This window comes from Frateuria defendens, assembly GCF_001182895.1.
In the GTDB taxonomy this organism is placed as follows: Bacteria; Pseudomonadota; Gammaproteobacteria; order Xanthomonadales; family Rhodanobacteraceae; genus Frateuria_B; species Frateuria_B defendens.
Genome location: NZ_LFQR01000004.1, coordinates 177,682 through 191,246, shown reverse-complemented (window position 1 = coordinate 191,246; position 13,565 = coordinate 177,682). Strand labels below are relative to the sequence as shown.

Here is a 13,565-nt window from a genome sequence, read left to right as displayed (position 1 = left end):
AGCAGCGCATCTTGTTCGTACATGTGGAAACCCGGCGGCGTTCGCGATTGCAATGGGCGACCTTGCTGCTGGTGACGCTGTGCGTGATCTGCTTCGTCGGCCTCGCGCTGATGCCCGCGCCGCAGCGGCTTTCCCTGTTGCTCGAATGGGGCACGATCCCGGCCAATGTGTTCGATGCCAGGGAGGCGCTGTGGAGTCAGCTGGCCGATCCCGCGCTGTTGCGCCTGCTCACGGCGCTGTTCATCCATGTGGCCTGGGTGCACCTCCTGAGCAACCTGCTGTTCCTCGTCATCTTCGGGTTGCCGGCGGAGCGGACGCTGGGTTCGACCCGCTTCCTGGCGTTGTTCCTGTTCGGCGGCATCGTCGCCAACCTGGTGGGGGCGCTGACGTTGGCGGGCGTGCGTGCGCCGATCATCGGTTGCAGCGGCGCCGTGTCGGCCGTGCTGGGCGCCTACGTGGCGCTGTTCCCGCGCACGCGGCTCGGCTTGGTGTTGCCGCTGGGGCTCTATCTGGAATTCGTGCGGGTGCCGGCTTTTCTGCTGATCGGCATCTGGGTGTTGCTGCAGCTGCTCTTCAGCTATGCCGGACCGAGCTACGGCGCGGTGGTGTGGTGGACGCACATCGCCGGCTTCCTGTTCGGCATGGTGTTCGCGCTGTTCTCGCGCGATGCGATCACGCGGCGCCTGCGCGGCTAGACTTGGCATCATGCGTACGGCCAAGAAACTCTACAAAGTGACTTTCCTGCACCTGGGCAAGAGCTACGAGCTCTATGCGCACCAGGTCGCCTCCAGTGCGCTGTGGGGCTTCATCGAAGTCGGCGAGCTGGTGTTCGAGCCGGCGGGCGAAGGGCTGGTGGTCGATCCCACCGAGGAGCGCCTGCGCGAGGAGTTCAAGGACACTCGCGTGCTGCACCTGCCGATGCAGGCGGTGGTGAAGGTCGAGGAAGTGGAGCGCAAGGGGGCCTTGGCGATCCGCGATGCCGCGGACGGCCAGAAGATCACGCCATTCCCGCTGCCGCCGAAGCCGCGCTGAGCTTCAGCGACGGGCGTGGCTGAGGCCGTGCTGCCGCGCGAAGGCGCGCAGTAGGCGTCGCGCGATCGGCGTGGCCGCCACCTGGCGATAGGTGTGGTGGGGATCGGCCCCCTCGCGCTGCATCGCCTCGTGCTTGCGCCGGATATAGGCACGCATCACCTCGGCGTTGAACTCGGGGTGGAACTGCGCGCTGAGGGCGTTCTTCCCGTAGCGCAGGAGATGGTGCGGGTCGCGCTCGGAACGTGCCAGCACCATGGCGCCCGTGGGCGGCTCGAGCACGCTCTGCTCGTGGGTGGTGTGGGCGCGGAAGACGGCAGGCAGCGCCGCGGCCAGCGGGTCGTGCCTGGCGCTTTCCAGGAGTTCCATCGGCAAGGTGCCGATCTCGCGGCCGCCGGGCAGGTAGTCGACGCGCCCGCCCAGGGCGTAGGCCATCAGCTGGTGCCCGTAGCACACGCCGAACATCGGCAGTTCGGCGTCCATCGCCTGGCGGATCCAGCCGGCCGTGTGCTCGCTCCATGCGGCGCGTTCGGTGACCATGGCCGCCGAGCCGGTGATCAGCGCGCCGGCGACCTCGCGCGGCGCGGGCAGGGTCTCGCCGTTGGCCACGTCGACCACCGCAATCCGCCGGGGCAGCAGTTGGGCGCCGAGGCGGAACCAGTGCGGGAAGTCGCCGTGCCGGGCCCGGATGTTGTCCGGGGCGCGGCCGGTGCTGATGATCAGTACGGGCTTCATGGGCGAAATAAAAAAGACGTCTAGACGGCTATAGATTGTCAGCTGCGTCGATCGCAGGCAAGACGGTGAGCACCTCCTGCACTGTGGTCAGTCCGCGCGCTACCTGCTCGGCGGCCGAAATGCGCAGCGGCCGCATGCCGCCGGCCAGTGCGGCGTCGCCGAAGCTGCCGAGGTCGAGCGAGGCGGCGATCAGGCCGCGAAGGCGCGGCGTCAGGCGCAGCATCTCGTAGATGCCGGTGCGGCCGAGGAAGCCGGTGTGGCGGCATTCCAGGCAGCCGACCGGGCGGCAGACCTTGGCCGGCACCGGCAGCGCCCAGCCGTGGGTGAGCGCGGCCCAGGCGTGCGGGTCCTGCTCCGTTTCCTGCTTGCAGTGTGGGCACAGCGTGCGCACCAGGCGCTGCGCCACCACGCCGGTGAGGGTGGACTGGATGAGGTAGTGCGGCACGCCGAGGTCGAGCAGTCGGGTGACCGCGCTCGGCGCGTCGTTGGTGTGCAGGGTGGAGAGCACCAGGTGGCCGGTGAGCGAGGCCTGCACGGCCATCTGCGCGGTTTCCAGGTCGCGGATCTCGCCCACCATGATGATGTCCGGGTCTTGCCGCAGCAGCGTACGCACGCCGGCGGCGAAGTCGAGGTCGATGGCGGACTGCACCTGCATCTGGTTGAACTCGGGCGAGACCATCTCGATCGGGTCCTCGACCGTGCACACGTTGATCGCCGGCGTGGCCAGGTGCTTGAGCGTGGAGTAGAGCGTGGTGGTCTTGCCCGAGCCGGTGGGGCCGGTGACCAGCACGATGCCGTGCGGCTGCTCCACCATGGCGCGCCAGAGCATGTTCTCCTCCGCCGAGAAGCCGAGCTGGGCGAAATCCTTGGCGACGATGTCGGGGTCGAAGATGCGCATCACCACCTTCTCGCCGAACGCGGTGGGCATGGTGGAGATGCGCAGCTCCACCTCGCGCCCGGCGGCCGAGCGGGTCTTGATGCGGCCGTCCTGCGGGCGGCGCTTCTCGGCCACGTCCATGCGCGAGAGGATCTTGATGCGCGCGGTCACCGCAGTCATCACCGGCGGCGGCAGTTCGAACACCTTGTGCATCACGCCGTCGATGCGAAAGCGCATCAGGCCGGCCTCGCGGCGCGGCTCAAGGTGGATGTCCGAAGCGCGCTGCTCGAAGGCGTACTGCAGCAGCCAGTCGACGATGTGCACGACGTGGCGGTCGTCCGCGCCCACCTCGCCGGCCTTGCCCAGCTCCACCAGCTGCTCGAAGTTGAGCAGGGCGGCGGAGTCGTAGCCGCCCTGGCCCTTGGCGTCCTGCGCCAGCTGGATCGAGCGCTGGACGCCGTAGAACTCCTGCAGGTAGCGGTTGATGTCGAGCGGGCTGGCCACCACGCGCTTCACGTCGCGGCGGAGCATGTGCGAGAGGTCGGTCGCCCAGGCGTCGTCGAACGGCTCGCTGGTGGCGAAGGTCACCTCGCCCGGCGAGGCGGCCACCGGCAGGATGCGGTGGCGCTGGGCGTAGGCGTGGCTCACCACCTGGGTGACGGCGCCCACGTTGATCTTCATCGGGTCGATCTTGAGGTAGGCCAGGCCGGCCTGGGCCGCCAGCCACTCGGTGAGCGCCTCCAGCCGCAGCGGGCGGCCGGGCTCGCGCTGGTTGTCCAGCTTGGCGTTGGCGATCAGCACCAGCGGGTGCAGCTCCACCGTGCTGCGGCCGGCGCGCGCGCCCATGCGTACCCGCTTGGCGTCTTCCGCCAGCACGTAGCCGTCGACCACCAGGGCGGCGAGCAGGTCGTCCAGTCCCAGGCGGCCGCGACGGCCGAGCATGGAGGCGATTTGCGGTGAGGCGGCCATCCCGGATGATTCTCCCGTGCGGCGATGCGGCCGGCCGGGAGCGGCCGGAGCACGAGCCCGCTGGGGCTATACTAGCGCGCTTTGTTCCAGGTCACGGGAAGCTATGTCCGCGCCCACTTTCCAGGAAGTGATCCAGACCCTCAACCGCTACTGGGCGGCGCAGGGCTGCGTGCTGTTGCAACCGCTCGACACCGAGGTCGGCGCGGGTACCTTCCATCCCGCCACCTTCCTGCGCGCGCTGGGGCCCGAGCCCTGGGCCGCGGCCTACGTGCAGCCCTCGCGCCGGCCCACCGACGGCCGCTACGGCGAGAATCCCAACCGCCTGCAGCACTACTACCAGTACCAGGTGGTAATGAAGCCGAACCCGGAGAACATCCTGGAGCTCTACATCGGCTCGCTGAAGGAACTGGGCATCGACCCGCTGGTGCACGACCTGCGCTTCGTCGAGGACAACTGGGAATCGCCCACGCTGGGTGCCTGGGGTCTGGGCTGGGAGGTGTGGCTCAACGGCATGGAGGTGACCCAGTTCACCTACTTCCAGCAGGCCGGCGGCCTGGAATGCCGGCCGGTGACGGGCGAGATCACCTACGGCCTCGAGCGCCTGGCGATGTACCTGCAGAACGTGGACAACGTCTACGACCTGGTGTGGACACAAGGCCCGCACGGCACGGTGACCTACGGCGACGTGTTCCACCAGAACGAGGTGGAGCAGAGCACCTACAACTTCGAGCACGCCAACGTGGCCGAGCTGTTCCACTGGTTCGACGTGTGCGAGGCCACCGCCAACCAGCTGATCGGGGCCAACCTGCCGCTGCCGGCCTACGAGCAGGTGATGAAGGCCAGCCACACCTTCAACCTGCTGGACGCGCGCCGCGCGATCAGCGTCACCGAGCGCCAGCGCTACATCCTGCGCGTGCGCACGCTGGCGCGCGCCGTGGCCGAGACCTACGTGGCGCAGCGCGAGAAGCTCGGCTATCCGGGCCTCAAGAACACCAACACCACCAAGAGCGGGGAGCAGGCCGCATGAGCGCCGCCAAGTCGCTGTTGATCGAACTGGGCACCGAGGAGCTGCCGCCCAAGGCGCTGGACGAACTGGCCGGCGCCTTCCTGCGCGGCATTGCCGACGGCCTCGCCAAGCGCGGCGTCGACGCTGCGCTGGACGGCGCGCGCGCCTATGCCTCGCCGCGCCGCCTCGCCGCCTACGTGCCGGGCGTGGCGCTGGCGCAGCCGGCGCAGGCGATCGAGCGGCGCGGCCCCGCGCTCGCCGCCGGTACCGGCCCGGACGGCCAGCCGAGCAAGGCGCTGCTGGGCTTCGCGCAGTCCTGCGGCGTGGCGGTGGAGCAGCTGGAAAAGCTCGAGACCGAGAAGGGCGCCTGGTATGTCTACCGCAGCGTGCAGCCGGGCCAGCCGGTGGCCGCGCTGTTGCCGGAGATCGTGGCCGAGGCGCTCAAGGGCCTGCCGATCCCCAAGCCGATGCGCTGGGCCGACCACGACTACAGCTTCGTGCGCCCCGCGCACTGGCTGGTGATGCTGCACGGCGCCGAGATCGTCGAGGGCGAGCTGCTGGGCCTCAAGAGCGGACGCATGTCGCGCGGCCACCGCTTCATGCATCCGCAGCCGGTGCACGTGGCCGACGCCGACAGCTGGCTGGACGCGCTGCGCGCGGCCAAGGTGCTGGCCGATCCGGCCGAGCGCCGCGAGCGCGTGCGCGGGGAAGTGGCGCGCGTCGCCGCGGCGACCGGCGGCACGCCGCGGCTGGACGAGGCGCTGCTGGAGGAGATCGCCAACCTCACCGAATGGCCGGTGGCGATCGCCTGCGCGTTCGAGCGCGCCTTCCTGGCGGTGCCGCCGGAGGCGCTGGTCACCACCATGGAGACCAACCAGAAGTTCGTGCCGGTGTTCGACGCCCAAGGCCAGCTCACCGAGCACTTCATCGGCCTCGCCAACATCGAGAGCCGCGACCCGGCGGAGATCCGCAAGGGCTACGAGCGGGTGATCCGCCCGCGCTTCGCGGACGCCAAGTTCTTCTGGGACGAGGACCTCAAGACGCCGCTGGCGGACTATCAGGACGCGCTCAAGCACGTCACCTACCAGCAGGCGCTGGGCAGCGTGTGGGACAAGAGCGTGCGCGTGGCGGAGCTGGCGCGCGTGGTGGCCAACCGCGTGGGCGTGGATGCCGGTGCCGCCACCCGCGCCGCCGCGCTCGCCAAGTGCGACCTGCTCACCCGCATGGTGGGCGAATTCCCCGAGTTGCAGGGCGTGATGGGCCGCTACTACGCGCAGCACCACGGCGAGGCGCCGGAGGTGGCCGACGCGCTGGACAGCTACTACCAGCCGCGCTTCGCGGGCGACGCCATCGCCGCCGGCAAGGTCGGTCAGGTGCTGGCGGCGGCCGAGCGGCTGGACACGCTGGCGGGCATCTTCGCGGTGGGCCTCAAGCCTTCCGGCAACAAGGACCCGTTTGCGCTGCGCCGCGCCGCGCTGGGCCTGGCGCGCACCCTGGTCGAGGGTGAACTCGGCCTCGACCTGCGCGCGCTGTTCGCCGAAGCGCTGGAGCTGCTGCCGGAGACGGCCTTGGCGGCCGGCCTCGCCAAGCCCGGCAAGAGCGCCGGCAAGGACGGCAAGCCGCCGGCCTTCGACGCCGGCCCGCGCCGCGCCGCGCTGGCGGCCGAACTCTACGACTTCGTGCTGGACCGCCTGCGCGGCTACTACGCCGAGCAGGGCTTTACCGCCGAGCAGTTCGAGGCGGTGCTGGCGGTGGTGCCGGCGAGCCTGCTCGATTTCGACCGCCGCCTGCGCGCCGTGGCCGAATTCGGCCGCCAGCCGGAGGCGGCCAGCCTGGCCGCGGCGAACAAGCGCGTGGCGAACATCCTGCGCAAGCAGCAGGAGGAAGGCGGCGCGCCGCTGGGCGCCGTGGTGGAGCCGGCCCACTTCGAGGCCGAGGCCGAGCATGCCCTGGCCGCCGCGCTGGCCGCGGCGCAGGCCGACACGGCCGCCGCGCTGGCGGCGGGCGATTACGCGGCCGTGCTGACTCGCCTCGCCAGGCTGCAGGCGCCGGTGGACGCCTTCTTCGACAACGTGCTGGTGAACGCGGAAGACCCTGCCGTGCGGGCGAACCGCCTGGCCCTGCTCGGCCAGCTGAAGGCCCAGTTCACCGCCGTGGCGGACATCGCGCGGCTGTAGTCGCCGCGCGCGTTCGGCCGGTTGGCCCACGCCCGGCGGCTGGCGAAGCCCAGCCGCCGGAGGCGTTCACGCCGCCTGGCTGCGGCCGATCCGTTCCGCCAGGCGCTGGTTGAAGCGCAGCATGGCGATGGCATCGACCTGGTTGCCGGGGCCGAGGATCTCGTACAGCTCGCTCAGCAGGTCGGAGCTTTCGGCCAGCGGCAGCGGGCTGCCCGCCAGTTCGAGCTCGGACTGCAGGATGCGCATCGCGGCGCTCAGGCGGTCCGGGTCCATGCCGGCCACGCCACCCGAGGTGGTGAAGGATGCGGCGGCGGCCGTCTCGCCGGTGCGGCCGGAGGAGCGCAGGCGGGAGGTGGTCACCAGCTCGCTGCCGGTTTCGTCGGCGCCGGTGTCGAGGTCGCGCTGCAGCATCGAGCCTTCGCCGGCCACCAGCCACACCAGGGAGATGCCCAGCGTGCGCGCCAGCTTGAGGCAGCGTGCCCGCGAAGGGTCGGTGTTGCCGTCGCGCCAGCTGCGCACCACGCCTTCGGAAAAGCCGCACAGGCGGGCGATTTCCGTGGCGCTGCCCACCCGCTGGATCAGCAGCCGGATGCGGTCGGAAAAGGAGCCGCCGCCAGCGGCCGCCTCCGGGGAGGTCTTGTACGGGGAAAGATCCATGTGGAGCTCCTGGGGGAACGTCTCAGGGCGACGCCGGGGCTTTTGGCGTCCATGCACAGTGTGGACGCTTTGCCTTACGCCAGGCTTTTGCAAACGCAAGAACGTCACTGCGGTTGACAGTACCCGGGACAACTTGCGATGTCGCATTAAATTCGACTTAACGCAGCTAAGGTTGCCGTCGCCGCGCGGCTTGCGGTGCCATTTCCCGGAAGCGCCGGTGGGCGTGCCGCTGCGGTTTGGCGCCGGCTCGGCCGCGGAGCGGCTGGACAGGAGTGTGGCTTAATGCCGCATGCCGGGCGGCTTCGGGCGTTTTTCATTGCCCGCCGCACCGGCTTTTCGGTGCAGCTGGCCACCGGCGAGGCATACCGAAATCCGCCGCATGCAGAACGGATAAAGCATTTCGGGCATGCCGCGGGCGGCGCCCATGCCGGGTCCGCGTCGGCTGTTCGACATAGTTCGAGAAGGCCCGCGCCAAACGGGCGGCGCATCGATACCATCGGTGTCGACGAACGGAGCGCCGGGTTTCGGGAAAAACGAAGCCGCCACGGCACGCGGGGCTAGAATGTCGCAGCCAGGCTTGACTTTTTGCGTCGTAATAATTCTTTCCGCTATTCTTGATGTTCCCCTCCGGAAAGCCCTGGCGCCTGGCGCCTGCTTTTCATGACCGCATTACCTATCCGGAAAGAGGTTTCCTCATGCGCAGGTTCGTTTGCACGATGGTGTCCGTTGCCGCACTGGCTCTTGCCGGCTGCAACGGTTCGGGTTCGACATCGCAGGATGCGCAGGAAGGTGCCTCGTCCACCCAGGCCGCGGGCAACAAGGTGACTGGCACGGTCAGCGTGCGCGGTGGCGGCCAGCCTTCCTCCGCCGCCAAGCTGGTGGTGAACCTGGTCGACGTGTCGGCGCAGGGCGCCGCGCCGCTGGCCAGCAAGACGATCGAGCCGGCCACGCAGTTCCCGGTCTCGTTCGAGCTCGACTTCAACCCGGCCGAGGTGAAGGCGGACGACCTCTACGTGATCAAGGCCGACCTCACCGACGGCGACCGCCACTACAGCATGCCGCTGCAGGCGCCGGTGCTGACCAAGGGCGCCTCGAACCAGGTGTCGATCCAGCTGGTGGCCGAGCAGACCCCGGCCGAGAAGGAGCTGGCCGACTTCCAGGGCCTGCAGAAGCAGATCGGCGGCATGAAGATCAGCAACGGCTCGAAGCTGGAGAAGGACGTCTCGCGCGCCTGGCAGGTGTTCCGCGCCAACAACGAGGTGCGCTTCATCCGCGAGCAGGCGGACTACGGCAACAAGGGCTTCACCAGCACCGACTACGCCTACAAGGACGGCAAGCCGTGGGTGGTGGTGCAGCAGAAGAAGGCCAGCCAGAGCGCCAAGCCGAGCTCCACCGTGCGCGCCGGCTGGGACGACAACGGCCAGCTGCTGCTCAAGCAGTCCGAGGCCGACGGCAAGACCGACGTGCTGGGCGACGATGCCGCCGCTGCGCTCAAGCAGCAGGCGCAGACCCTCTACGGGCTGGCCGGCGGCAAGGCCAAGTAAGTTCGCCGATACGGACGTCTGGACGTCCAAACAAAAAGGCCGCCCCCGGGCGGCCTTTTTGCTGGCGGGCGACGGGGCGCTCAGAAGGCGTATTTCACGCCCAGGTTCACGTTGTTGTCCTTCTGGCTGTCGTCGCTGAAGCGGCCGCCGACGGTGATCCAGCCGGAGAAGTTCGGGGTGAACTGCGCCGACAGGCCGAGGTTGGCGCTGCCCCAGGTCTTGTCCGGGGCGTAGCCGGTGAGCGCGAAGCTGCCGTTCACGCCGACCAGGCCGGCGGTGACCTCGCGCGGGTCGGCCTTGCTGTCGTGGTTCCAGGCGATTTCGGCGTAGGGCGAGAGCACGGTGCCGCCGGCCTGCCACTGGCCCTGCAGGCGCCAGCCCAGCATCGAGATCAGCGCGTCGCGCTGCTGGCGGCCGAACCACATCGCGGTGCTGTCGTTGCCGCTCTCGTTGTAGCCGTTGACCTTCACCGTCTGCCATTCCACGTGGGCGAACGGGCCGGTGCGCAGGCCGTCGTCGAAGCGGAACCACCAGCCGCCTTCCACGCCGCCGCCCAGGTGGGTGCCGTCGGCCTTGCCGCTCTCCGTGCGGCGCATCGAGCCGAGCTGAATGTGGCGGTCGATGTCGGTGAAGTCGGACTGGCCGAAGCTGGCGAAGCCGCCCACGTAGCCGCCGCCGTTGTGGTAGAAGGCGTAGCCCAGGCCGGTGATGTCCTGCATCTTGTAGCTGCCGGCGCCGTGGGCGAAGTCGGCGCGCTGCTGGCCGAGGCCGAGCATCACGCCGAGCGAGACATGCTCGCCCGCGCGCACGTCGGCGCCCACGCTCAGGTTGACGTTGTCGCTGGTGGCCTTGGGCGAGCTGTCGGTGGCGTCGAAGCGCTGGTGGCCGTAGTCGACGGTGGCGAACAGGCGGGTGTCGCTGCCCTCGCCGTCGGCGAGCATCTCGTTGCGCACCGCGCGGTACTGCGCGGCGGTGGCGGCCAGCGGCGCCTCGCCGAGCAGCGACACCTGCCCCGGCGCGGCCAGTTCCGCCAGCACCACCTGCGAGAGCAGGCGGTGGGTGGCGGCGGTCGGGTGCACGCCGTCGGCGAACAGGTAGCTCTGGTCGGTGCCCGGCGCGTAGGTGTAGGGCAGGCCCGAGCCCTGCGGGCCGCAGCGCACCGAGCTGGCGGCCAGGCCGCAGGCCGGTACCGTCACGTTGCTGAAGCCGTAGGCGGCGGGGTTGGCGATCACCTCGTTGAGCAGCGAGTAGGTGTTCACCGGGATCACGTTGAGGCCGTTGCCGCTCAGCTGCGCGAGGCCGGTGTTGAGCGTGCTGTTGTAGATCACCGAGAGCTGGGTGGCGCCGGCCGACGCATTCGCTCCGCCGGCCAGCGCCGCGGGCGTCTTGCCGATGTCGGGCAGGGTGTAGACCACCACGTACTTGGCGCCGGCCGCCTGCAGCCGGGTCAGCAGGCCGACCTCGGTCTGCGCCGCGGTGGCCGCGCCCGCCGCCAGCACGTTCGGGTTGGTGGAGGTGGCGGTGAGGTAGAAGATGTCGTTGGCGCCGCCCCACACCTGGTACAGCGCCCCGGCGTCGGCGCGACCGCCGCCGGCGGCGAGGGCCAGTTGCAACTGCTGCGTCAGCAGCGGCACGGAGGCCGGCGTGCCCGGCGAGTTGTGCACCAGGCCGGCGCCGCCGAAGGCGAAGTCGGTGCCGCCGGCGAGCGACGGCGCGACCGGAAGGCCCAGCCCCGCGGCCACCAGCTCGGGGGCGGTCTGGCCCGGGTTGGTGGTGAAGTGCAGCGGCGGCTGGAGGCTCGGCGCGGTGGCGAGCGAGATGTTGCCGGCGTCGCTCAGGCTGTCGCCGATGATCACCACCTTGCTGAAGTCGGTGGCGCTGGCGGTGGCGCTGAACAGCAGGGCGGCGGCGATGGCGCCGGCGAGATGGGTGCGGGGCATGGCGTGACGCTCCTGTCCGGGAGGTTTGTAATAGGAGCGTTACGGTAGCGATATCCGTACGCCAACGCATGCTGCGCTGCATCGCCGGCGGTACGGCCGCGCGGCCGGTACGGCGAGGTCTCGCCCTCGTCCGACGCGGGCGCCCGGCTCGCCGTGCGAGGAGGAGTTCCAGCAAGCGCTTCGGCGGATCGACGCGCGCCGCCCCTGCGGCGCGCGTGCGGGGTTCAGCGCTTGAGCGCGTTCTTCAGCGCATCGGCGAAGGCGCTGTTGGCCGGCGGCGCCGAGGGCTTCGGCGCGCCGAAGCCGCCGCGTCCGCCGCGGCCCTCGCGCGGGCCGCGCGCCTCGTTGCCCGCGCCCGGCTTGCCGCCGCGCGCCTGGCCGGGCTCGTCGTCCAGGCGCATGGAGAGGCCGATGCGCTGGCGCGGCAGGTCCACCTCCATCACCTTCACCTTGACGATGTCGCCGGCCTTGACCGCATCGCGCGGGTCCTTGACGAAGCTGTGCGAGAGCGCCGAGACGTGCACCAGGCCGTCCTGGTGCACGCCGATGTCGACGAAGGCGCCGAACGCGGCCACGTTGGTGACGCGGCCTTCGAGGATCATGCCGGGCCTGAGGTCCTTCAGGTCCTCCACGCCCTCGGCGAAGCTCGGCGCGACGAAGGCCGGGCGCGGGTCGCGGCCGGGCTTCTCCAGTTCCTTGAGAATGTCGCGCACGGTGGGCAGGCCGAACTGCTCGTCGGTGTACTGTTCGGGCTTGAGGCCGCGCAGGAAGCCGGCGTCGCCGATCAGGCTTTTCACCTCGCGGCCGCACTGGGCGATGATGCGCTCCACCACCGGGTAGGCCTCCGGGTGCACCGCGCTCGCGTCCAGTGGGTTGTCGCCGTTGGGCACGCGCAGGAAGCCGGCGCATTGCTCGAAGGCCTTCTCGCCCAGCCGCGGCACCTTGAGCAGCGCCTTGCGGTTGGCGAACGGGCCATGGGCGTCGCGGTGCTTGATCACGTTCTCCGCCACGGAAGAGGACAGGCCTGCCACGCGCGCGAGCAGCGCGGCGGAGGCGGTGTTGACGTCCACGCCTACCGCGTTCACGCAGTCCTCCACGCGGGCGTCGAGCGCGCGCGCCAGCTTCACCTGGTTCACGTCGTGCTGGTACTGGCCCACGCCGATCGCCTTGGGCTCGATCTTCACCAGCTCGGCCAGCGGATCCTGCAGGCGGCGGGCGATGGAGACGGCGCCGCGCAGGCTGACGTCGAGGTCCGGGAATTCCTTGGCGGCGAGCTCGGAGGCCGAGTACACCGAGGCGCCGGCCTCGCTCACCACGATCTTCGCCAGCTTGGCGTCGGGCCCGATCTTCTGCGACACGAGCTTGATCAGCTCGCCGGCCAGCTTGTCGGTCTCGCGCGAGGCGGTGCCGTTGCCGATGGCGATCAGGTCCACGCCGTGCTGCACGCACAGCCTGGCGAGCGCGGCCAGCGACTCGTTCCACTGCCGCCGCGGCTCGTGCGGGTAGACGGTGTCGGTGGCGAGCAGCTTGCCGGTGGCATCGACCACCGCCACCTTGACGCCGGTGCGGATGCCCGGGTCCAGGCCCATCACCGTCCTGGCGCCGGCCGGCGCGGCCAGCATCAGGTCCTTGAGGTTGTCGCCGAACACGCGGATGGCTTCGTCCTCGGCGCCTTCGCGCACGCGGCCGAAGAGGTCGAGCGTGAGGTGCAGGTGCAGCTTCACGCGCCAGGTCAGGCGCACCGTCTCGCGCAGCCAGGCATCGGCGGCGCGGCCCTGGTCGCACAGGCCGGCGTGCGCGGCCACGCGGCCCTCGCCTTCGGCATGGCCCAGCTCGGGGTCGGCGCCGGGCGAGAGATCGAGCTCGATCACGCCCTCGTTGCGCGCGCGCATCAGCGCCAGCAGGCGGTGCGAGGGGATCTTGGCGATGGCCTCGGCGTGGTCGAAGTAGTCGCGGAACTTGGCGCCTTCCTGCTCCTTGCCCGCCACCACCTTGGCGTGGATCTGGCCCTTGTCCCACAGCCAGTCGCGCAGTTCGCCGACCAGGGCGGCGTCCTCGGCGATGGCCTCCATCAGGATGGCGCGAGCGCCGTCCAGCGCGGCCTTGACGTCGGGTACGCCCTTTTCGGCGTCGACGAAGCCTTCGGCGAAAGCCTCCGGCGTCTGCGTCGGGTCTTCGCGCAGGCCCTGCGCCAGCGGTTCCAGCCCCGCCTCGCGGGCGATCTGCGCCTTGGTGCGGCGCTTGGGCTTGTAGGGCAGGTAGAGGTCTTCCAGGCGCGCCTTGGTGTCGGCCTCCAGCAGCTCGGCCTTCAGCGACTCGGTGAGCTTGCCCTGTTCCTCCACGCTGGCGAGGATCGCGGCGCGGCGGTCCTCCAGCTCGCGCAGGTAGCGCAGGCGCTCTTCCAGCAGGCGCAGCTGGGTGTCGTCGAGGCCGCCGGTGGCTTCCTTGCGGTAGCGGGCGATGAACGGCACGGTGGCGCCTTCGTCGAGCAGTGCCACGGCCGCGTGCACCTGGTCGGGCTTGGCGGCGATGTCCTGGGCGATGCGTTGTTCGATGCTGAGCATGGGGTGGTATCGGTTCCTTGGCTGCCGGCAGTGCCGGGCTGGCGGGCCAATGATGATAGCAAGCCCC

The 13,565-nt window shown here is 70.2% G+C and carries 11 protein-coding genes; 5 read left to right on the top strand and 6 right to left on the bottom strand.

Features of this window, described 5'->3' with window-relative positions:
• The first annotated feature begins 11 nt into the window (after positions 1-11).
• Together ACH65_RS01170 and ACH65_RS01165 are read left to right on the top strand one after the other, a co-directional pair.
• Entirely contained in the window at positions 12-695 is a 684-nt protein-coding gene (locus ACH65_RS01170) for a rhomboid family intramembrane serine protease (protein ID WP_049620715.1), read from the top strand.
• A 10-nt stretch (positions 696-705) separates the two neighbouring features.
• Positions 706-1,032 carry a DUF1820 family protein gene (locus ACH65_RS01165; protein WP_049620714.1) on the top strand — a complete coding sequence of 109 codons (327 nt, stop codon included), beginning with the start codon at positions 706-708 and terminating at the stop codon, positions 1,030-1,032.
• A gap of 3 nt (positions 1,033-1,035) precedes the next feature.
• Here the strand turns inward: ACH65_RS01165 and ACH65_RS01160 are convergent, their stop codons facing one another.
• Together ACH65_RS01160 and tfpB are read right to left on the bottom strand one after the other, a co-directional pair.
• Positions 1,036-1,764: a glutamine amidotransferase gene (locus tag ACH65_RS01160; RefSeq protein ID WP_049620713.1), complete on the bottom strand. Its 729-nt coding sequence runs from the start codon at positions 1,762-1,764 to the stop codon at positions 1,036-1,038.
• Positions 1,765-1,792: 28 nt separating this feature from the next.
• Positions 1,793-3,610, bottom strand: coding sequence for a type IV pilus assembly ATPase TfpB (gene tfpB / locus ACH65_RS01155; protein ID WP_049620712.1), 1,818 nt, complete (start codon positions 3,608-3,610; stop codon positions 1,793-1,795).
• A gap of 103 nt (positions 3,611-3,713) precedes the next feature.
• Here tfpB and glyQ point away from each other — a divergent pair, with 103 nt between their 5' ends.
• A complete protein-coding gene (glyQ, locus tag ACH65_RS01150; RefSeq protein WP_049620711.1) occupies positions 3,714-4,637 on the top strand; it encodes a glycine--tRNA ligase subunit alpha in 924 nt (307 codons plus the stop codon).
• Complete coding sequence (gene glyS, locus ACH65_RS01145) at positions 4,634-6,793, top strand: glycine--tRNA ligase subunit beta (protein WP_049620710.1); 2,160 nt, start codon at positions 4,634-4,636, stop codon at positions 6,791-6,793. The genes glyQ and glyS overlap by 4 nt, the downstream gene beginning before the upstream one ends.
• Positions 6,794-6,859: 66 nt before the next feature.
• Here the strand turns inward: glyS and ACH65_RS01140 are convergent, their stop codons facing one another.
• Together ACH65_RS01140 and ACH65_RS19520 are read right to left on the bottom strand one after the other, a co-directional pair.
• Positions 6,860-7,450: a helix-turn-helix domain-containing protein gene (locus ACH65_RS01140; RefSeq protein WP_049620709.1), complete on the bottom strand. Its 591-nt coding sequence runs from the start codon at positions 7,448-7,450 to the stop codon at positions 6,860-6,862.
• Between the two features lie 279 nt (positions 7,451-7,729).
• Complete coding sequence (locus tag ACH65_RS19520; protein ID WP_153242417.1) at positions 7,730-7,876, bottom strand: hypothetical protein; 147 nt, start codon at positions 7,874-7,876, stop codon at positions 7,730-7,732.
• Positions 7,877-8,145: 269 nt separating this feature from the next.
• Between ACH65_RS19520 and ACH65_RS01135 the strand changes: the two genes are divergently transcribed.
• A complete protein-coding gene (locus ACH65_RS01135; protein ID WP_049620708.1) occupies positions 8,146-8,994 on the top strand; it encodes a YbaY family lipoprotein in 849 nt (282 codons plus the stop codon).
• A gap of 80 nt (positions 8,995-9,074) precedes the next feature.
• Here the strand turns inward: ACH65_RS01135 and ACH65_RS01130 are convergent, their stop codons facing one another.
• Positions 9,075-10,934, bottom strand: a complete 1,860-nt coding sequence (locus ACH65_RS01130; protein WP_049620707.1) for an autotransporter outer membrane beta-barrel domain-containing protein — start codon at positions 10,932-10,934, stop codon at positions 9,075-9,077.
• Between the two features lie 224 nt (positions 10,935-11,158).
• Positions 11,159-13,498, bottom strand: a complete 2,340-nt coding sequence (locus ACH65_RS01125; protein WP_049620706.1) for a Tex family protein — start codon at positions 13,496-13,498, stop codon at positions 11,159-11,161.
• Positions 13,499-13,565: the final 67 nt, after the last annotated feature.

What these genes read in the sequence shown, in the direction of transcription:
- ACH65_RS01135 (WP_049620708.1), top strand. Translation starts at nt 8,146, where the DNA reads ATGCGCAGGTTCGTTTGCACGATGGTGTCCGTTGCCGCACTGGCTCTT.
- glyQ (WP_049620711.1), top strand. Translation starts at nt 3,714, where the DNA reads ATGTCCGCGCCCACTTTCCAGGAAGTGATCCAGACCCTCAACCGCTAC.
- ACH65_RS19520 (WP_153242417.1), bottom strand. Translation starts at nt 7,876, where the DNA reads ATGGGCGCCGCCCGCGGCATGCCCGAAATGCTTTATCCGTTCTGCATG.
- ACH65_RS01130 (WP_049620707.1), bottom strand. Translation starts at nt 10,934, where the DNA reads ATGCCCCGCACCCATCTCGCCGGCGCCATCGCCGCCGCCCTGCTGTTC.
- ACH65_RS01140 (WP_049620709.1), bottom strand. Translation starts at nt 7,450, where the DNA reads ATGGATCTTTCCCCGTACAAGACCTCCCCGGAGGCGGCCGCTGGCGGC.
- ACH65_RS01125 (WP_049620706.1), bottom strand. Translation starts at nt 13,498, where the DNA reads ATGCTCAGCATCGAACAACGCATCGCCCAGGACATCGCCGCCAAGCCC.
- tfpB (WP_049620712.1), bottom strand. Translation starts at nt 3,610, where the DNA reads ATGGCCGCCTCACCGCAAATCGCCTCCATGCTCGGCCGTCGCGGCCGC.
- ACH65_RS01160 (WP_049620713.1), bottom strand. Translation starts at nt 1,764, where the DNA reads ATGAAGCCCGTACTGATCATCAGCACCGGCCGCGCCCCGGACAACATC.
- glyS (WP_049620710.1), top strand. Translation starts at nt 4,634, where the DNA reads ATGAGCGCCGCCAAGTCGCTGTTGATCGAACTGGGCACCGAGGAGCTG.
- ACH65_RS01165 (WP_049620714.1), top strand. Translation starts at nt 706, where the DNA reads ATGCGTACGGCCAAGAAACTCTACAAAGTGACTTTCCTGCACCTGGGC.